This window comes from Stenotrophomonas sp. 05L414_2, assembly GCF_056397905.1.
Genome location: NZ_JBFTOJ010000052.1, coordinates 1 through 19445 on the forward strand (window position 1 = coordinate 1; position 19445 = coordinate 19445).

The 19445-nt window shown below is 67.1% G+C and carries 13 protein-coding genes and 1 pseudogene; 5 read left to right on the top strand and 9 right to left on the bottom strand.

Translation table 11 applies throughout. The annotated features are described in order from the left end of the window. A partial coding sequence (locus AC1DJN_RS09395) for an isopenicillin N synthase family dioxygenase (RefSeq protein WP_478039126.1) occupies positions 1-900 on the bottom strand: 900 nt, incomplete at its 3' end. Positions 901-1051: 151 nt separating this feature from the next. Between AC1DJN_RS09395 and AC1DJN_RS09400 the strand changes: the two genes are divergently transcribed. The 4 genes and pseudogenes from AC1DJN_RS09400 (at position 1052) to galE (ending at position 5812) form a co-directional block, all read left to right on the top strand. After that, on the top strand, positions 1052-2935 hold the full coding sequence (locus AC1DJN_RS09400; RefSeq protein ID WP_478039127.1) for a sulfatase-like hydrolase/transferase: 1884 nt from the start codon (positions 1052-1054) through the stop codon (positions 2933-2935). 10 nt (positions 2936-2945) lie between these two features. Beyond that, positions 2946-3884, top strand: a pseudogene (locus tag AC1DJN_RS09405) (glycosyltransferase family 4 protein); the annotation flags it as partial. Beyond that, positions 3877-4734 carry a polysaccharide deacetylase family protein gene (locus AC1DJN_RS09410; protein WP_025876181.1) on the top strand — a complete coding sequence of 286 codons (858 nt, stop codon included), beginning with the start codon at positions 3877-3879 and terminating at the stop codon, positions 4732-4734. The pseudogene AC1DJN_RS09405 and the gene AC1DJN_RS09410, both read left to right, overlap by 8 nt. 70 nt (positions 4735-4804) lie before the next feature. Continuing rightward, a complete protein-coding gene (gene galE / locus AC1DJN_RS09415) occupies positions 4805-5812 on the top strand; it encodes a UDP-glucose 4-epimerase GalE (RefSeq protein ID WP_478039128.1) in 1008 nt (335 codons plus the stop codon). 72 nt (positions 5813-5884) lie between these two features. Here galE and glmM read toward each other — a convergent pair whose 3' ends face one another. The 5 genes from glmM to trpB all read right to left on the bottom strand — a co-directional run bounded on the left by glmM (position 5885) and on the right by trpB (position 10980). Next, positions 5885-7249: a phosphoglucosamine mutase gene (gene glmM, locus AC1DJN_RS09420; protein ID WP_032975001.1), complete on the bottom strand. Its 1365-nt coding sequence runs from the start codon at positions 7247-7249 to the stop codon at positions 5885-5887. Then, positions 7249-8124, bottom strand: coding sequence for an acetyl-CoA carboxylase, carboxyltransferase subunit beta (gene accD, locus AC1DJN_RS09425; RefSeq protein ID WP_032975002.1), 876 nt, complete (start codon positions 8122-8124; stop codon positions 7249-7251). The genes glmM and accD overlap by 1 nt, the downstream gene beginning before the upstream one ends. A gap of 129 nt (positions 8125-8253) precedes the next feature. Continuing rightward, positions 8254-9087, bottom strand: a complete 834-nt coding sequence (gene trpA / locus AC1DJN_RS09430; RefSeq protein WP_478039129.1) for a tryptophan synthase subunit alpha — start codon at positions 9085-9087, stop codon at positions 8254-8256. Between the two features lies 1 nt (position 9088). Then, positions 9089-9766, bottom strand: a complete 678-nt coding sequence (locus AC1DJN_RS09435) for a hypothetical protein (protein ID WP_478039130.1) — start codon at positions 9764-9766, stop codon at positions 9089-9091. Then, positions 9763-10980: a tryptophan synthase subunit beta gene (trpB, locus tag AC1DJN_RS09440; RefSeq protein ID WP_478039131.1), complete on the bottom strand. Its 1218-nt coding sequence runs from the start codon at positions 10978-10980 to the stop codon at positions 9763-9765. The genes AC1DJN_RS09435 and trpB overlap by 4 nt, the downstream gene beginning before the upstream one ends. 96 nt (positions 10981-11076) lie before the next feature. Between trpB and AC1DJN_RS09445 the strand changes: the two genes are divergently transcribed. After that, a complete protein-coding gene (locus tag AC1DJN_RS09445) occupies positions 11077-11964 on the top strand; it encodes a LysR family transcriptional regulator (RefSeq protein ID WP_032975006.1) in 888 nt (295 codons plus the stop codon). Between the two features lie 185 nt (positions 11965-12149). Here AC1DJN_RS09445 and AC1DJN_RS09450 read toward each other — a convergent pair whose 3' ends face one another. Genes AC1DJN_RS09450 through AC1DJN_RS09460 form a run of 3 tightly spaced genes read right to left on the bottom strand, consistent with a single transcriptional unit; the run spans position 12150 to position 19385 of the window. Beyond that, entirely contained in the window at positions 12150-13259 is a 1110-nt protein-coding gene (locus AC1DJN_RS09450; RefSeq protein ID WP_032975007.1) for a toxic anion resistance protein, read from the bottom strand. Between the two features lie 43 nt (positions 13260-13302). Then, a complete protein-coding gene (locus AC1DJN_RS09455) occupies positions 13303-14001 on the bottom strand; it encodes a hypothetical protein (protein ID WP_282279973.1) in 699 nt (232 codons plus the stop codon). Positions 14002-14006: 5 nt separating this feature from the next. Continuing rightward, positions 14007-19385 (bottom strand): DNA repair ATPase, encoded by a 5379-nt coding sequence (locus AC1DJN_RS09460; protein WP_478039132.1) that lies wholly within the window; start codon positions 19383-19385, stop codon positions 14007-14009. Positions 19386-19445: the final 60 nt, after the last annotated feature.

Below are 19445 nucleotides of genomic sequence, written 5' to 3' on the forward strand. Positions count from 1 at the left end.
CTCCTCGGTGATGCACGAGGGCAGCACGTCGATCAGGAAATCCGGGTTCGGGTGCAGGAAGAACGGCACCGAATAGCGCGGCTGGCGGGCCAGCTCACCCGGGGGATTGACCACCCGGTGGATGGTCGACGGATACACGTGGTTGGTCAGGCGCTGCAGCATGTCGCCGATGTTGACCACGATGGTGTCCGCGTCCGAGGTGAACGGCACCCAGTCCCCGTCATGCGACTGCACTTCCAGGCCTGCCGCGCTGGCACCGACCAGCAGCGTGATGAAGTTGATGTCGCCATGCGCACCAGCGCGCACGTTGGGAATGTCGTCGGTGGTGATCGGCGGGTAATGGATCGGGCGCAGGATCGAATTGCCGAAATTGGTCTTGTCGGCGAAGAAGTGCTCCGGCAGGCCGATGTGCAGGGCCAGGGCCGAAAGCACGCGCGAACCCAGGTTGTCCAACGCCTGGTACAGGCCGTAACCACGCTCACGGAAGCCCTCGACCTCGGACGGCCACAGGTTCGGCGCCATCACGTCCCGGTACTTGGAGTCGTCGGCGATCTCGCGACCGATGTGCCAGAACTCCTTCAGGTCGAAGTGCTTGGAGCCCTTGGCGGTCTCCACACCGAACGGGGTATAGCCACGGGCGCCGCCGCTGCCAGCCACGTGGTACTTCCGCTTCGTCTCATCCGGCAGTGCGAAGAAGGCCTTGAAGACGTCGTAGGCCGCATCGATGTCGGCCTGCGGGATGCCGTGGTTGCGGATGCCGGCAAACCCCCATTGGCGATATGCCGCCCCCAGCTCGGCCACGAAGGCGTCGCGGTCACTGTCGAAACGGGTGATGTCGAGGGTGGGGATCTGGCTCACAGCGGTTCCTGGCTTGTCGTTGAGTCGGTACGGGCCCGCCATGCAATGGCGACCGATCTGAACATTGTGACAGATAGATCGGAACACGCCACCGACACACTGAAACAAACCGATACAATGCGCCACCCGCGCGCGGTTTAACGACTTCGTCACGCCGGAAATCGCCCCGTTGCCCACCTGAACCCGCCCCGCCATGGATGCCGCCCTGCCCGACGCCACTGCCGCTGTTATTTCCGGCCCTGCCCGACGCTGGCGCCGGCTGGCCTGGTGGTCCATGTTCGTGGCCGCCAACGCCGTGCTGGCCGCGCTCATCGCACTGGGCAACGTGCCGCTACGCGACAACCCCGGCGGCACGCTCGGCCTGGCTTATCTGGCGTTCGCCCTGCCCGGCCACCTGCTCGCGTTCGGTGCCCTGGCTGGCCTGCTGCCGCTGGCCAYCGGCCTGTGGCCGCGCAGCGCGCGCGCATTGAGCGTCTCGGCGGTGATCTGCCAGGGCCTGTGGCTGTGCCTGCTGCTGGTGGATGCCAAGGTCTTCGCGCTGTATCGCTTCCACCTCAACGCGATGGTTGCCAACATGGTGTTCGGCGGCGCCCTGCAGGATCAGGTCAGCCTGTCCTGGAAGACCTGGCTGCAGGCGGCGGCTCTGGTATCGGCGATTTTCGCCGCGCAGGGCCTGCTGGCCTGGGCGTGCTGGAAGCTGCTGCCCGCAGCGCCACGGCGGCGGCGGGTACTGCAGGCCTGGGCGGTGGTTGCCCTGCTGATGGGCGGCGGCCAGGTCGCCACTGCCTACTACGACGCGCTCGGCGAACGCGCAGTGATCAGCCAATGGAACTACCTGCCATTGGCGCAGCCGATCACCGCCAAGAGCGCGATGCGCCGCTTCGGCGTGGTCAGCCAGCACCAGGTCGGCCTGCCCGATCCGCGCCATGCCCAGCTCAACTATCCGTTGCAGCCCCTTCGCTGCCAGAGCCACCAGCGGCCGAACGTGCTGATGGTGGTACTGGAGTCGTTGCGCCATGACGTGCTCACCCCGCAGTTCATGCCCAACGCCTCGGCGCTGGCCCGGTCCTCGCGGGTGTACGAACATCATTTCAGCACCGGCAACGCCACCCGCTATGGTCTGTTCGGGCTGCTGTACGGCCTGCCGGGTGGCTACTGGCCCAGCATGCTCGACGAGCAGCGCGGCTCGCAGTTGTTCAAGGTGCTGGGACAGCAGGGCTATGACCTGCATCTGTATGGCAGCGCGCCGCTGTACAGCCCGGAGTTCGATCGCACAGCGTTCGCCGATGTCCGCGACCAGTTGCACCAGGGGCCGTCCGAACTGACCTCCGACGGCCGTGATGCCGCCATCGTCGCTGGACTGCAGAAGGACATCCGCGCCAGCCAGGCTGCGCAGCGCCCGTGGTTTGGTTTCGTGTTCCTCGATTCCACCCACGCGCCCTACCACATGCCGGCCGGCTATCCGCCGCTCGCTACGCCGATGGCCGATGCCATCGATTTTCTCAAGTTCGGCCCCGAGCACGATCCAACGCCGGAATTGAACCGTTATCACACCGCGGTGCATTACGCCGACAGCCTGATTGGATCGCTGCTGGATGACCTGCGTGCGCAGGGACTGGACCAGGACACGATCGTGCTGGTGACCGGTGACCACGCCGAGGAATTCAACGACCTCAAACTCAACTACTGGGGCCACAACGGCAACTTCTCCAACCACCAGCTGCAGGTGCCCTTCGTGCTGCATTGGCCCGGCCAGGGTGGCGGCCGCGACGCGCGGGTCAGTTCGCATGAAGACTGGGTGCCGACGCTGATGCGCCACGGCCTGGGCTGCGAGAACGCATTGACCGACTACAGCACCGGCCACGACCTGCTGGCTGCACCGACCGGCAAGCGTGCGCTGGTGGTGGAAAGCTGGTCGCAGCGTGCGGTGCGCAATGGCGAGGCGATCTACGTGTTCGACAAATTCGGCAACGCCACCGCGCTCGATGCGCGCTACCGCCCCCTGCCGCAACAGACCCCCGACGCCGCCAGCATCCGCGCGGCATGGGAAGCGCTGACGCGCTTCCGCAACCGCTGAATCCAAGGACCGATCCACCATGAACATCTGGTCGGTGTCACGGCTGGTCCGCCGCGAGCGCTACGACGTGGTCAACACCACCAGCCGTCGCGATGCATTGATTGCCGCCGCGGGCGCACGCCTGGGCGGCACACCGCTGGTAGTGCGCTCGCGCCACCTGATGAGCCCGGTGAATTCRCTGCTGACCTACACCGGCCTGCCGCACCGGGTCATCACGGTGAGCAATTTCGTCAAGCAACTGCTGGCCGACCGGGGAATTCCCGCCGATCACATCGGCATCGTGCCGCCGATGGCGGTTGCGCCAACCGACGCCACGCATGAGCCCTCCTGGCAGGCGTTGCAGGAGGCGCGCGCACGCGTGCGCGCCGAGCTCGGATTCGACGAACAGGACATCGTAGTGGGCTGCGTGGCCGTGCTGCGCGAACCCAAGGGCCACGCCGAACTGCTGCAGGCCATGGTGCCGCTGTGCAAGGCCAATCCCCGCCTGCATCTGGTGGTGGTCGGCGATGGCCAGGCAGTGATGCAGCGCCTGCAGGCCACGTGCGCCGAGCACGACCTGCAGCACCAGGTCCATCTGCTGGGCTTCCGCAGTGATGCCAGCCAGCTGATGCCCGGCTTTGACATCTTCGCCCTGGCCACACACAAGGAAGCATCGGGCACGGTGTTCCTGGAAGCGGCCCAGGCCGGCCTGCCGATCGTGTCGCATCGGGTCGGCGGCGTGCCTGAAATGCTGGTGGAAGGCAGCAATGCCATCCTCACTCGACTGGGTGACGGCGGCGCCCTCACCGGGGCGTTGCGGCTGCTGGTGGACGATCCCGAGCGTCGCCGGCAGATGGGACGTTCCGGCTGGGACTGGATCCGCAGCGCCAAGCGTTTCAGCCCCGAAGGCCACGCTGAAGCCACCGAACACTATTACCACCAATGGATGAAGGAGCTGGGTCATGGCTAATGCCAGAACCGTACCGGTGCTGATGCATCACCACGTCAGCAACTCGCCCGGCATGATCACGGTGTCGCCGGAGAATTTCGAAAGCCAGATCGCCTGGCTGGCGCGCACCGGCTGGACCTCGTTGACGCTGGACCAGTACGCCGGCTTCCTGGCCGGCAAGCCGGTGCCGCGCAAATCGATCGTGATCACCTTCGATGATGGCTACCTGGACAACTGGGTCTACGCCCATCCGATCCTGCAGAAGTACGGCATGCACGCGGTGGTGTTCGTGGTGACCGGCTGGATGCACGAGGGGCCGATGCGCCCGCATGCCGGCATCGCCGGCGCCACGCTGCCGGAAACGCCCGAACATCGCGCCTGCGAAGACCTGATCTACAAACAGGGCCGCAGTGACGAGGTGATGATGCGCTGGAGCGAAGCACGTGCGGCCATCGAGGCGGGCACCTTCGAGATCCATTGCCACACCCACACCCATACGCGCTGGCTGCGCCGCCAGGACCTGGATCGCGCCCAGCGCCGCGCCGGCATCAGTGGAGACCTCTCGATGGCCAAGGAAGTGCTGCTGGAGAAACTGGGCGAAGTGTCGGACACCCTGTGCTGGCCTTACGGCGATTTTGACCAGGACTATATCGAAGTGGCGCGTGAGCAGGGTTTCCGCTACCTGCATACCACCCATCCGTTCGGCCGCAACGTGGTCGGCGGCGATCCCGAGCGCATCTACCGCTTCGCCATCCGCAACCGGCCGGCAAGCTGGCTGCGCAAGCGCATCGCGTGGAGCTACAACCCGCTGATCGCCCCCCTGTTCAACGGCTTCAAGGCGCGGCAGAAGAAGATGGTGCCGGGGCCGTGATGGCGCTGCCAGCACTGGGCTGGCACAGCTTCGGCAAGGAAGCTCCAACAGAGTGGAAGGATTACAGGAAATGAACGTTCTGGTTACCGGCGGCGCTGGATTCATCGGCTCCCACACGTGCGTGGAACTGCAGCAGCAGGGCCATGCGGTGGTCGTCGTCGATTCACTGTGCAACAGCGACGCCGGGGTGATCGGCCGGATCGGCGACATCACCGGCATYGCGCCGCTGTTCGTACAGGCCGACGTGCGTGACCGTGCGCGGATCACCGCGGTGCTGCGCGAGCATTCGATCGATGCGGTACTGCATTTTGCCGCGCTGAAATCGGTTGGCGAATCGCGGCAGATGCCGTTGGACTACTTCGACAACAACATCAGCGGCACCCTCGCCCTGCTCGGCGCCATGCGCGATGCCGGCGTGGGCACGTTCGTGTTCAGCTCGTCGGCAACCGTGTACGGCGACCAGGACCATTGCCCGGTGGCCGAAACGGCCTCGACCTGCGCGATGACGCCCTATGGCCGTTCGAAGCTGGTGGTGGAGCAGCTGCTGTCCGACCTGGTCGGCGCCGATATGGCGCTGCATGTGGCAACGCTGCGCTACTTCAACCCGGTGGGGGCGCATTCAAGCGCGCTGATCGGCGAGCTGCCGCACGGAACGCCCAGCAACCTGATGCCCTACATCGCCCAGGTGGCCGCCGGCCTGCTGCCCGAAGTGCAGGTATTCGGCGATGACTATCCGACCTGTGACGGCACCGGCGTACGCGACTACATCCATGTGCAGGACGTGGCGCGGGCCCATGTGCTGGCGCTGCAGTACCTGCGCGACAAGCGCCGCAGCATCACCCTGAACCTGGGCACCGGMCAGGGCCACAGCGTGCTGGAACTGATCAAGGCCTTCGARCAGACCGTCGGCCGGCCGATTCCRTTCCGGATCACCGGTCGYCGTASCGGCGAYATCGCGGTGAGTTTTGCCGACCCGTCCCTSGCCCTGCGCGAGCTGGGCTGGACCGCGCGCCATGGCCTGGCGGACATGTGCCGCGACACCTGGAGATGGCAGACGGAGATGCCGCGCAGCGCCTGATGCCTTGCTTGCGGCAGACAGCAACATGGCCGCACAAGCGGCCATGTTGTCGGTTCGATCCAGCGACAGGGTTCAGGCCGCGGCCGCTGTCCTGACCGCCGCCGAAAGCCGGTCCAGGGTGTCCTGCATCAGCGTCGCGTCATCGGCCTCGACCGTGACCCGCACCACCGGTTCGGTGCCGGAAGGACGCAGGAAGGCACGCCCGCGACCGGATACCGCCTGCTGCGCTTCGAGCAGCGCAGCCTGCACGCTCTCGGCCTGCACGGTGGCCTTGGCCGAGACATCGCCAAGGCGCACGTTGACCGTCTTCTGCGGCACCTTGGACAACGGCTGCAACGCTTCGCGCAGGTTCTTTCCCTGCTGCTTCAGCGCCACCAGTACCTGCAGGGCACTGACGATGCCGTCGCCGGTGGTGGCCCGGTCCAGGCACAGCAGATGGCCGGACGCTTCGCCACCGAGCACGCCGCCTCCCTCCACCAGTGCCTGATGCACGTAGCGGTCGCCGACGTTGCTGCGCTGGAACGGAATCTGCAGTTCGGCAAGGGCCTTTTCCAGACCGAAGTTGCTCATCAGGGTGCCGACCACCGGGCCGCGCAGGCGCCCTTCGGCCTGCCATGCGCGCGCCAGGATGTACACCAGGTCATCGCCATCGACCGGGTTGCCGCGGTCATCGGCCATCAACACCCGGTCACCATCGCCGTCGAAGGCGATGCCCAGGTCGGCGCGGGTCTCACGCACCTTGGCAGCGAGGTTGTCGATGTGGGTCGACCCGACGCCGTCGTTGATGTTGACGCCATTGGGTTCGGCACCGATGCCGATGACCTCCGCGCCCAGTTCGCGGAACAGCAGCGGCGCGATCTGGTAGGTGGCGCCATGCGCGCAGTCGAGCACCAGGCGCACACCGCGCAGATCGAACGCGCGCGGCACGCTGGACTTGCAGAACTCGATGTAACGGCCGACGGCCTCGCGTGCACGCGAGGCCTTGCCGAGCTTTTCCGAAACGGCCGTGGTGAACGGCACGTCCAATGCGGCTTCCAGCGCCAGCTCGGTGGCATCGTCGAGCTTCTCGCCCTGGGCGGAGAAGAACTTGATGCCGTTGTCGTAGTGCGGGTTGTGCGACGCACTGATGACGATGCCCGCGTCCACGCCCAGGGTACGGGTCAGGAAGGCAACGGCCGGGGTCGGCATCGGGCCGAGCAGCTGCACGTCAGCGCCCGCAGCGACCAGCCCGGCTTCCAGCGCGGCTTCGAACATGTAGCCGGAGATCCGCGTGTCCTTGCCGATCACTACGATCGGACGGCGCCCCTCCTGGCCGCGCTGGGCGACCAGCACGCGGCCAAGGGCGTTGCCCAGGCGCAGCACGAAATCAGCCGAGATCGCCCCTTGGCCGACTCGACCGCGGATGCCGTCGGTACCGAAGTACTTGCGGCTCCCCATCAAGCTTCCTCCGGTGCCGGCTCGCGCCGCAGCATCGCCAGCAGGTCGGCCAGGCGGTCGCGCAGTTCACGACGGTCACAGATCTGGTCGATGGCGCCGTGCTCGAGCAGGAACTCCGAACGCTGGAACCCTTCCGGCAGCTTCTCGCGCACGGTCTGCTCGATCACGCGCGGGCCGGCGAAGCCGATCAGTGCACGCGGTTCGGCGATGTTGATGTCGCCCAGCATCGCGAACGATGCCGACACACCGCCGGTGGTCGGGTGGGTCAGCACCGAAATGTACGGCTGTCCGGCTTCACGCAGTTTGCCCAGCGCGGCCGAGGTCTTGGCCATCTGCATCAGCGAGAACAGGCCCTCCTGCATGCGCGCGCCGCCACTGGCGGAGAAGCACACGTAGGGTGCGCCGATCTCGGCGGCGGTTTCGGCGGCAAGGGCGAAGCGCTCGCCGACCACCGAGCCCATCGAGCCCCCCATGAAGGCGAAATCGAAGGACGAGGCCACCAGGGGACGGCCCTTGAGCAGGCCGCGCATGGCGATCAGCGCGTCGTACTCACCGGTGTTCTTCTGCGCGATCTTGATGCGCTCGCTGTACTTCTTCTGGTCCTTGAACTTCAGCAGGTCGGTCGGCCCCAGGCGGGCAGCGATCTCGGTGGTGCTGTCGGCGTCGAACAGCGCAGCCAGACGGGCGCGCGCGCGGATGGCCATATGGTGGCCGCACTTCGGGCAGACCTCCAGATTCTCTTCCAGCTCCGGACGGTACAACGCACTGCCGCAGTTGCTGCACTTTTCCCACAGGCCCTCGGGGACGCTGCGCTTCTTGCTGGGGGTGTTGTCGGTGCGGATGCCAGACGGCATCAACTTGCTGAGCCAACTCATGCGGGAGGACACTTCCGTTCAGGGCGGCCCGGGGGCCGCAAAGGCGGACAGTCTAGCTCCGCTTTCCCTGCCCGTGCACCCCCTGCCCGGCCTTGGGCCCGCTGGAAAAAACCATGCTGGGACGTACGTTTAGGTGCTGGGTAGCGCCGGGCCATGCCCGGCGGATATTCTTGCGCGCCCCACCGCCGGGCCTGCGGCGCGCTGCGCCGCATCCTCGGTGGAGGTCGCTTCGGCCAGCACCGCCACCAGTGCGCTGCCGACCACCACGCCGTCGGCCTGGCGCGCCATGGCCGCCRCACTGGCTGCGTCCTTGATGCCGAAGCCGGCCACCACCGGCACGCTGGCCCTGGCCCGCAGCGCCTGCAGGCGTGCGCTGGCCGCGTCGCTGTCCAGTCGTTCCGAGGCGCCGGTGACCCCGGCAAAGCTGACGTAGTACAGATAGCCACGGGCCAGCGCCAGCAGCTTGTCAGCGCGTGCCTCGCTGGTGGTCGGCGATGCCAGCAGAACCAGCGCAAGGCCTGCAGCGTCGAAGGCCTGCTGGGCTTCGCTGGCCTCTTCCGGCGGCAGGTCGACCAGCAGCACGCCGTCCACGCCAGCCGCCACCGCCGCTTCGGCGAACGCCACGTAACCGTGGATCTCCACCGGGTTGAGATAGCCCATCAGCACCACCGGCGTCTGCGTGTCCTGTTGCCGGAACTGCGCCACCGCCTGCAGCACGTAACGGTTGCCGGCACCGCGGGCCAGCGCGCGCTCGGAACTGCGCTGGATGGTCGGGCCGTCGGCCATCGGATCGGAGAACGGCACGCCCAGTTCGATCACATCGGCACCGGCCTGGACCAGCGCGTGCATGACCGGCACCGTGGCTTCCAGCGAGGGATCACCGGCGGTGATGAAGGGGATCAGGGCCTTGCGCTGCTGCTGGCGCAGGCGCTGGAAACAGTCATCGAGTCGGGAAACAGGCATCTCAGGCACATCCTTCAATCAGTTCAATCGCTTCGCTGGTCCCCCAGTACATCAGGATGACCTTCCCTTCAAACACTTCCAGGCGGATGCCCAGGTCGGAACCCGGATCCTGCCAGGTCAGGTACTCGCCCTGATCGCCGTCGTAGGCATGCGGGCTGGCGACCGGCGCGCCGGGGAACTGCGCCACCGCCTGCGCCCGCGTCATGCCGATGCGCAGTCCGAACGGACCCGGCTGGTCGACCGGCGCCTTGGCGTCCTCGCCCGGACCAAGATCGAAACGGACCACGCGGTCTTCGTCGGTCATCATCGACACGCCGGGCGGCAGCCCCTTGCCGTCGTAGTACTCGCAGCTGCCGCCGATGGCTTCGACCGCGCCCATTGCCTTCCACGGCCCGAAGGCCTTCAGGTCGCTCATGTGCTGGCCGATCAGCACCTCGCCGGCATGATCCAGCGCCACCGACGCCACGGCGGGCGCGTCATCGCTGGAGACTGCGGCCGAGGCCGGTGGATCATCGATGGGCGTGCTCGCTATCGGGTCGACGTCATCGTTGGCCGCCATCGGCTGCGCCGGTTGCGCAGCGGCCTTGGCCGCCGGCGCCAGCACCGGCGGTTCCGGCGGTTGGCACGCGGCCAGGCCCAGCACCAGCAGCACGCCCGTACTGYGCATCAGTGCGCTCACAGCACCAGCCCTTCGCGCGCCGCGATGGTATGCACGTCCTTGTCGCCACGTCCTGACAGGTTGCACAGCACGATCTGGTCGCGCGGACGCCCGCGCGCGAGCTTCATCGCCTGCGCAAGCGCGTGGCTGGACTCCAGCGCCGGCAGGATGCCTTCGGTGTGGGCCAGCAGATGGAAGGCCTGCAGCGCCTCTTCGTCGGTGATGCCGACGTAGCGCGCACGGCCGCTGTCGGCCAGGAACGCATGCTCGGGGCCTACACCCGGGTAATCCAGGCCGGCCGACACCGAATGGGTCTCGATGATCTGGCCATCGTCGTCGCACAGCACATAGGTGCGGTTGCCGTGCAGCACGCCCGGGCGGCCGGCGGCGATGGAAGCTGCGTGGCGGCCGGTGTGGATGCCATCACCGGCCGCTTCAGCGCCGACGATCTCGACCTGGCGGTCGTTGAGGAAGGCATGGAACAGGCCGATCGCATTGCTGCCGCCGCCGACGCAGGCGGTGATCGCATCAGGCAGGCGACCGTACTCGGCCAGCATCTGCTCGCGTGCCTCGCGGCCGACGATGGCGTTGAAGTYGCGCACCATGCGCGGGTACGGGTCTGGACCCGCTACCGTGCCGATGATGTAGAAGGTGTCCTGCACGTTGGTGACCCAGTCGCGCATCGCTTCGTTGAGGGCGTCCTTCAGGGTGGCCGAGCCGGAGGTCACCGGCACCACCGTCGCCCCGAGCAGTTTCATGCGGTAGACGTTGATCTTCTGCCGCTCGATGTCGGTGGCGCCCATGTACACCACGCACTCCAGGCCCAGCCGCGCCGCGACGGTGGCACTGGCCACGCCATGCTGGCCGGCGCCGGTCTCGGCGATGATGCGCTTCTTGCCCATCCGCGCCGCCAGCAGCGCCTGGCCGATGGTGTTGTTGATCTTGTGCGCGCCGGTGTGGTTCAGGTCCTCGCGCTTGAGCAGGATCTGCGCGCCACCGACGTGGTCACTCAATCGTTCAGCATGGTAGATCGGGCTCGGCCGGCCCACGTAATGGGCCAGGTCGCGGTCATAGGCCAGCTGGAACGCCGGATCCTGGCGGGCCTGGTCATAGGCCTGGGCCAGTTCCTGCAGCGGGCCGACCAGGGTTTCGGCGACGAAGCTGCCACCGTAACGGCCGAAGTGGCCCTGGGCGTCAGGGAAGGCATGGAAATCGGCGATGGGAGAGTCAGGCATGGAGACGACCGGTCGTTCAGACAGGTGGATACTCTAGCGCACGGATTGTGTCCGGAAAATGGATATTATCTGGCCTATCCCGTCAGGAAATCTCACATGAGTACGTCACTGCTGCCGCCCTTGAATGCCCTGCGGGCGTTCGAGGCCACCGCGCGTCTGGGCGGCGTTGGCCGCGCGGCCCAGGCGCTGCATGTGACCCATGGCGCGATCAGCCGGCAACTGAAGCTGCTGGAAGACCATCTGGGCCTGGCCCTGTTCCAGCGCGCCGGCCGCGGACTGCGCCTGACCGCCGCTGGCACCCGCCTTCAACAGGCCTGCAGCGAGGCGTTCGGCGGCATTGAAGACTGCGTGCGCGAACTGCGGCGGCCAAGCGCGGAGCCGGCCCTGGTGCTGGGCTGCAGCGGCAGCGTGCTGGCGCGCTGGATGATTCCGCGGCTGCCGGCACTGCAGGCTGCCCTGCCCGGCGTGCGCCTGCAGTGGTCGGCCCTGGATGGCAGTTTCACCGAGGCGCAGGCCACGCTGGATGCGGTGCTGCTGCTGGCACAGGGACCATGGCCGCGCGGCTGGCAGGTGCGCGAGCTGGCACCGGAACGGGTGGGTGTGGTGGTGGCGCCCTCGCACCCGGCGGCGCAGCGGTTGCGCCATGTCCCCCCGTCGGCCTTGCTGCGGGAAACGCTGCTGCACACCAGTTCGCGCCCGCAGGCGTGGCCTGCATGGGCGCAGTCGCACGGGCTGGACACGGCCCAGCTGCAGCTCGGCACCGGCTTCGAACACCTGTACTACCTGCTGGAAGCAGCGGTAGCGGGGCTGGGCCCGGCGATCGCGCCGGAGCCACTGGTGGCCGAGGATCTGGCAGCCGGGCGGCTGGTGGCACCGTGGGGATTTGCCGCGACCGGCGGGTTCTGGGTGCTGGCGCGGCCGGACGGCCCTGTCGATGCGCGCGTGGACGCGTTGGCCGATTGGGCGGTAGGGCAGTTGCGTTGAACCGGGTTCTGCCGGCCTGCCGCTGCGGGGAATGGCCGCAGATGTGGCTCCTGTAGATCCGGACCCGTGCCCGGCTGCGTTGAGCTGCAGAACACGCCTTGCTTCGCCCGGAAGCCGAGCGTGGGCTCGGCTCTACACAAGGCCAACCGGCAGCGATCGAGCAAGCTCGACGCTGCGAAGCATGATTACGACGCCGTCGGCGCCGCCAGGCGCTGCTGCAGGTCCTCGCGCAGGCGCGACAGCTCGACTTCGGCCTGCTGCCGCTGCTGCATGCCCTCGCGATGGATGCTGCGCACTTCCTCGACGGTAGCGATCAGCTGATCGTGAACGTGGCGCAGCGTGGCCACGTCGATCACGCCGCGCTGGTTGCTGCGTGCGGTGTCCACCGACGCCTGGCGCATCAGGTCGGCATTGCGTCGCATCAACTCATTGGTCGCATCGTCGATGGCATTGGCTAGTTCGGCGGCGTTCTTCTGTTCGCCCAGCGACAACTGGATCGCGAACTGACGCTTCCACGAGGGGATGGTGATGTCGCGGACGGTGTTGAACTTCTCGATCAGCTGCAGCGCATTGGCCTGGATCAGGCGGATCATCGGCAGCGACTGGTCAGCCGCGTGCTGCATCAGCTGCAGGTCGGAGACGCGCTTCTCGATCAGGCGGATCGCATTGTCGATCTCGCTCTGGCGGATGCGTTGCTGCGGGTCATCGCTGCCCTGCCCCAGCAACTGCTCGGACTGCAGCTGGGCCAGGCGCTGCTTGCCGGCGGCGGCATACAGGCCCAGCGCATGACGCTCCTCGCGGACGATGTCATGCATGCGGTCGAAATCGCTTACCCGCTTGCCCATCAGCGCCTGTTGCGCACCCACGTCGCCGAGCAGCTGTTCGATCTGCGAATTGGTATCGCTGAACTTCTGCACCAGCTCGCCCTTGGAAGAACGCAGGCGATCGATGAGGCCACCGATCAACGGCACCTTCGAGCGCTGGGAAAAACCATCCAGCTTGAGCTCGCGCGCGATGCGCACCACTTCGCCGAGCTTCTCGCCATTAGCGTCGAGGTCACGGTTGCGCACCTGGTCCAGTAGCTGGCTGGAGAAGGCCGTTGTGCGTGCGGCGGCTTCGCGGCCGAACACCTGCAGGTTGCCCGGACGCAGGTCTTCCAGCTCGCGGCCGATTTCGGCGATGCGCGGCAGGTCGTCGCGGACCAGGCCGAGGGCCTTCAACGTGCTGTCATCAAGTTCAGGGGCGGGCGTGGTGGCGGGCACGAGCGTGCCGGAGTTCTGGCTGTCCTGGGTCATCGGGCAGTGTCCTTGCGGTGGATAAGCGGCAGCGGCGGCCGGCTCAGGGCAGTCTAGCCTGAGCAGCGGCTACTTCGTCGTCGATCTGGGCCTGCAGCGTGGCTGCCTGCTCGGCCCGTGCAGCCTGCGCCAGTGCCTGGCGCGCCAATGCGGCCTGGCGCCAGGCCGGCAGCAGGACATCGTGGATGCGGACGAAGCGCTGCAGCAGGGCTTCGTCCTGCTCCTGCAGCAGCCGCCACTGCCCGCTTTCGATGCGTCGCAGCGTGGCAAGTCGCTGCAGATGGTCCACGCGTGGGGCCAGCGCGACCTGCGCAGCTCCCTGCAGTGTCGCCAGCTGCGCGGCGCCGAACGTGGCCCAGGCCTCCAACGCGGCGGCAGCCGCATCGTTGTCGATGATGGCCAGGGCGCGCTGCTGCACACGCTGCGCGAGACCCTGCGCCTGCTCGCGCGCCTGCAGCGCCAGCACGCCCAGCTGCGCCTGCAGCCCCTGCGCCTGTGCCTGGCGTTCAACGTCACGGCCGAGCAGGCGCCCCCACCAGCTCTCCTGCCGGCGCAGGCGCGCCGGATCGCTGGCCTGCAACGCCAATGCGATCCGCGCCAGCGCAGCCACCAGTCCCTCGCCTTCCGCGCCGGCCTGCAACGGTGCAGGCTCGGCCAATACCTGCAGCAAGTGGCTGCCGTACGCTGCCAGCGTGGCCACATCGGCACGCGCCGGAAGCGTGGGTTCGGGCAGGGAGCGCACGCAGGTCACGGCAGTGGCGGCGGCCGTGGGCCGTCATCAGCCACCGTTTCCGGCGGCAATGATTCACCGTAGAAGTGGCGCATCAGCGCTTCGTCCAGCGCACGTTCTTCCGGAGTCGCTGCACGACGCACCCGCGGGCGGCGACGCGTGTCGGTCGTGGCCACATCGGCAGTTACCTGCTGCCGGGCCCACCCGGCAAACGCCGCCAACGTCTGCGACAACTGCACCTGCTGTTCCTGCGAGGCGACCAGCAGCTGCAGCAGCGGTGCCAGACCAGCCTGCAGGTCTTCGGCCAATGGCGTGGCTGCGGCCTGCGGTACGGCGGCAGCCGGCGCGCTGGCCGGACGTGCATCGGCCAGGCGCTGCAGCGCTGCCAGCAGGGCCGGCCATGGCGCAGGCTCCGGTACGACGGCCACCTCTGCCGGCGGCGGCGGCGGTGGCAGCTGCAACGCACTGGCGATGTCGGCCAGCTGCGCGACCACGCGGCCACCGACATCACTGTCGCCGGCGCCCATTGCCTTGTTGCGCAGGAAATCACGCTTGATCTGCGCCCAGCGTTGCGCGCGTTCCTCATCGAGCACGCCACGCAGCTCGGCCAGCTTCAGCAGATTCTCTTCGGCACCGGTGGTCAGCAGCTGCGCTTCGCCCAGGTAGTGGTCGGAGATCAGCTGCTGCAGCTCGTCGTCATTCATCACCGGCGAAATCTTCTCCGCCAGCTTGTTCATGTTGCGGTAGCTGCCCTGCAGGCGGAAGGGCGGCTCGGTGCGATAGCGGTCATCCTGGGCAGCGCTGGCGATGTACTGCTGGTTGACCYTGTAGACCACATCGCGGACCTGCAGCATGCGCTGCAGGGTGGCGGTGATCTCGTTGATCTCGGCGCCGCTGTAGGCGTGGCTCAGGCCGTTGGTGGACACATCCTTGCCCATCGCGCGGTCGACCAGCAGGTACAGGTCGGCCATCTCGCGCGTGGCCAGCGGCGCCAATACCGGGTTGGAAGTCAGGCTGTTCTCGATGTAGCTGAGCGTGAAGGCTGCTTCCATGCCACCGAGCACATCGCCCAGGTTGTAGATGTCGGCACGGTTGGCCAGCATGTCCGGAATCTTGAACACTTCGCCGGATTCGGTGTACGGATTGCCGGCCATGACCACGCAGAACTTCTTGCCACGCATGTCGTAGGTGCGCGTACGGCCGCGCCATACGCCCTCGATGCGGCGCGTGCCATCGCACAGCGAGATGAACTTCTGCAGGAACTCGGGGTGCGTGTGCTGGATGTCATCGACATACAGCATGGTGTTGTTGCCCATCTCCAGCGCCAGGTTGAGCTTTTCCAGCTCCTGCCGCGAGGTGGCGTCCGGTGCCTGCTGCGGATCCAGCGACCGCACTTCGTGGCCCAGCGCCGGGCCGTTGATCTTCATGAAGACCAGGCCGAGGCGATGCGCCACGTACTCCATCAACGTGGTTTTGCCGTAGCCGGGCGGCGAGATCATCATCAGCAGGCCCATCAGGTCGCTGCGCTTGTTCTCGCCAACGGTACCCATCTGCTTGGCCAGGTTGTCACCGATCACGCCGAGATATACGTCGTTGATCAGCTTGTTGCGCACGAAGGACGACAACGGCCGGGCCTTGAACTCCGACAGCCGCAGGGTTTCGCGTTCGCGACCGATGATGCCCTGGCGCACCGCCTGATAGGCATGGAAGGCCGGTACGAACGCCTGCAGGTGATGCTGCAGGCGTGCCAGGAAATCGTCCAGCGACACGGTCAGGCTGCCGTTGTGGATGCGGGCGTGTTCACCCAGCAGGCCGCTGACCTCCGCCTGCAGCGGTGCATCGCTGGCACGGGTGCGCAGCTGTCGCTGCACCAGCAGCAATGCCGCCGCTTCTTCGACATAGCCGGCATGCGCCGACTGTGCCGGCAGCCCGGCGAGCGCCCGCAGCCATTGTCCGGCCAATGCCCAACGCATGGCCAGCGGATCCTGCGAGCGCTGCAGCGCACGTTCAAGCGCATCACGCTGGCCCGCCTGCTCCAGTTGCTGCGACAGCGCGTCAAGCAATGCCTGCGCGTGCCGGCTGGTGCTGAACACCGGCTCGCCGGCCACCAGTTCTTCGCCCAGGTATGCCGCTGCTGCATCGGCGGCGGCGGCGTCAAACGGCAGTGCATGCGCGAGTGCATGGTCATGCAGCGCCTTGGCCATTTCCGCACGCAGGGCCTGGCGCCCCTCATCGGAACCGAACAGGCGCGCGATGGCCTCGGCACCAGCCTGCCGGCCGGGCCACTGCGCCACGGCTTCATCGCGTTGGCGCGCGGCCCAGAACAGCAGTGCCAACGCACGCACATGGGGCGAATGCCGCAGCGGTCCGGCGGCCTGCTGCAGCGGCAACAGCGCGCGCAGGATCAGGGCGGCGTCATGGTCATGGATACCGCGCTCGTAGCCCTCGCGGTAACGGGGCGCGGCAAAGGCGCGGACCCGCTGGCCCAGCGCTTCCGGTTCGGCTGCATCGTGCTGCAGCTGGCCCAGGTCCAGGCCATCACGGCCCTCCTCCGCAGCCAGCAACAGGCACCCGGCCAGGTATTCGCCACGGTAGATCGCTGCCGATTCCGAATCCAGGGTCACCGGCCAGAACGGCTTGAGCGCATCAAGCTCGGGATCGTGCAGGGTCTCCAGGAAATCGGTGCCGGTGAGGTGGATGGCAAGGGTTTCACCCCGTGGCAGCAGGGTCAGGTCCAGCGCCTGGGTGTTCACGCTGAATCGATGGCGCGGGCCAAGGCGGACCACGTTGCCGCCGGCCTCGTACAGGTCGCTGCGGTCGCGCAGCTGGCGCACGGCCTGGTCGCGCACGCCCTTCAGGCGCGCCTCGACATCGTCTGCCTTGACGTTGTCGCGCAGCGCACGCAGGCGCTCGGCCAGTTCACGCAGCTTGAGGATCAGCGGATCGCCGGCGAAGAAAGCGTTGAGCTCGTCGGCCGTGCCGAACCGCTCGGTACGCTTTCCGAGGCCATCAAGGATGCGGTTGGCGGCATCGAGCACCGAGCGCGCCTTGCGCTGGCGATCATCCAGCAGGGCCTGCTTGTGCGTATCGAAGGCTTCGACCAGCTCTTCGCGCTTGCTCAGGATGTCGCCGAGGAACTGCTCGTGCTCGCCGAACTGGCTTTCCAGTTCTTCCAGCTGCACCAGCAGGCGCGACAACTGTTCGTCGGCCCGCTCAGGGTCGCTGGCCATCGCCAGCGCGCTGGTGATCGACTGCGAGAACAGGGCGAACTGGGCGGCGAACTGGGCCACGGCTTCGGCCGAACCCAGCGACTTGCGGCGCTGTTCGGCGCGTGCGCGTGCCTGGTTCAGGCGCCCGTACAGCAGCGAGATGGATTCGACCACGCGGGTGCGCGCGGTCGCATCGTCGACCTTCAGCCCGGCCATCAGCTCGGACAGCATGTCCAGATCGCCGGCCATGCCGCGCAGGCCGTCCAGCTGCTCATCCAGCTGGCGTGCACTGGCGGCCTGCTGTGCGGCTTCGTCCAGCGCCTGCATGCGGGCGGTCAAGGGGGCCAGTGCTGCATCGCCGGCAAGGAAGGTACCGGTGGCGGCGCCGACACGGTCGTGCGCCTGCACAAGTTCGGCGGCCATCGCCTCGATGCGCGCGGTATCGATGTAGCGCAGTTCGCGGATGGTCAGCAGTCGACCGCGCAGTGCGGTGATCGCGCTGAGCGCTTCGACGAAGGCCTGCACCTCGTTCCAGTTTTCCGGCTGAAGCCGGCCCAGCAGCGCCTTGTGCGTGGCCTCGGCCTCGGCCATTGCCTGGGCCGACTGCTGGCGGATCGACTGCACCTTTTCGTATTCGTCCAGCACCGATTCGCCGGTGGCGCTGATCTGCCGCAGCAGGGCTTCGGCGCCATCGCAGGCCTCGTCACCCAGCCAATGATGCGCATCGAAAAGCCGCCGGGTGTCGGCTACCAGGCGCTGGTAGCGCTGCACCGATACATCCTGGCCGTCGATCTCGCGCGCCAGGTTGAACAGGTTGGAGATGCCGCGAACCAGCTCGGCGTTGCCGATGCGCCCCATGAAGGTATTGCCCGGCGGACGGCTGGCGGCGAACTCATCGCTGCTGAAGGGCGTCTGCCAGACCTGCATCGGATGGATGCGGGTCGGCTCGGTGCCTTCGGCATGGAACAGCACCATGCGCCCGTCCTGCATGAAGGCATAGCCGTGGCCGAACACGGGGTTCTGCAGCACGCGCTGGATGGTGTTGTAGACGAACAGCGCCGAACGCCCGCCTTCGCGCTCGTAGAAGATGTACAGCACGTCCTCGCCGTTGGGCGAACGGATGCTGCGCTTGAACTGCATGCCATCCATCGAGGCGTCGAACGCCTTGTGCTCGCCACCCTGCAGGTAATAGCCGCCGGGGAAGATGATGCCGTGGTCTTCGGGCAGCTGCACGCAGGCCTGGACGATGGCATCGTTGCGCACGATGTCGCCGGTAAGCGTGTTGTAGATCAGTCCGCGCCATTCGGTTTCGCGGTAGGGCAGCACTTTCAGCAGCACCAGCGAGCCGACCCGGGCGAACTCGAACTGGGCATCGTCCAGCGACTGCGTGCTGTCCTCCACCGGTTCGCTGTAGATGCCCTGCCCGGTTTCGGTGTTGTTTTCCACCTTGATGGTGAGATCGCCACCGGTGGTTTCCACGAACAGGGTATCGAGGATGTTCAGATGCGAATGGCGGCCGTTGACGGCAAGGTCGCGCGTGGCGCGGGTCCATTCGAAATCGAAGGGTGGCGGCAAGGCGATGTCACGCTCGCCGCGCGCATCGAGATAGGTCAGTTCACCTTCGCGTGACAACGCCCAGCGGAACACGCGCACGTCGCTGCTGCGCTCGCCGATCTGGAACGAGGCAAGCAGCTTGTCGCCCACCACGATCAGCTGCAGCAGGCGCGCATGCTTGTAGTAGGCGTACAGCTCGTTGAAGTCATGCACGAAGCCGGGCTGGTCGAGGAAACTGCCCTTCAGTTCAAGGGCAGCAACGTCGTAGCCATCGGCGCCCTGTACCAGCCGGTACAGACCGAACACATCTTCGATGCGGGTCTGGGTCTTGAGCCCGATGAACACGTTGTAGCCGAACAGCAGGCGATCCGGGCCGACCTGGACGATGTCGCGGCCGACACAGTTGTTCTCGCTGCGGATACGGAAACGGCCGACCACCTCCAGGCGGCTGTCGCCGAACTCGGCCAGGCGCTGGCGGTTCAGCTGCTCGGCAACGGCCTGCAGGCGCTGGCCCTGTTCGCCGAGACGGCGCCGCAGGACTTCATAGGCGCCGCCCTGGGCTACGGCCTGGTCGACGGTATCGCCGGCAGCCTCTGGTGCGACGGACTCGGTGGACGGTTTGGTTTCGGACATCAGCAGGTTTCCGGCTCACGGACGGCCGGCCGTCGATGCGGCCGGCACGGGTGGGCGATG

What these genes read in the sequence shown, in the direction of transcription:
- AC1DJN_RS09450 (WP_032975007.1), bottom strand. Translation starts at nt 13,259, where the DNA reads ATGACCCAGGACAGCCAGAACTCCGGCACGCTCGTGCCCGCCACCACG.
- glmM (WP_032975001.1), bottom strand. Translation starts at nt 7,249, where the DNA reads ATGGGGAGCCGCAAGTACTTCGGTACCGACGGCATCCGCGGTCGAGTC.
- accD (WP_032975002.1), bottom strand. Translation starts at nt 8,124, where the DNA reads ATGAGTTGGCTCAGCAAGTTGATGCCGTCTGGCATCCGCACCGACAAC.
- AC1DJN_RS09445 (WP_032975006.1), top strand. Translation starts at nt 11,077, where the DNA reads ATGAGTACGTCACTGCTGCCGCCCTTGAATGCCCTGCGGGCGTTCGAG.
- AC1DJN_RS09410 (WP_025876181.1), top strand. Translation starts at nt 3,877, where the DNA reads ATGGCTAATGCCAGAACCGTACCGGTGCTGATGCATCACCACGTCAGC.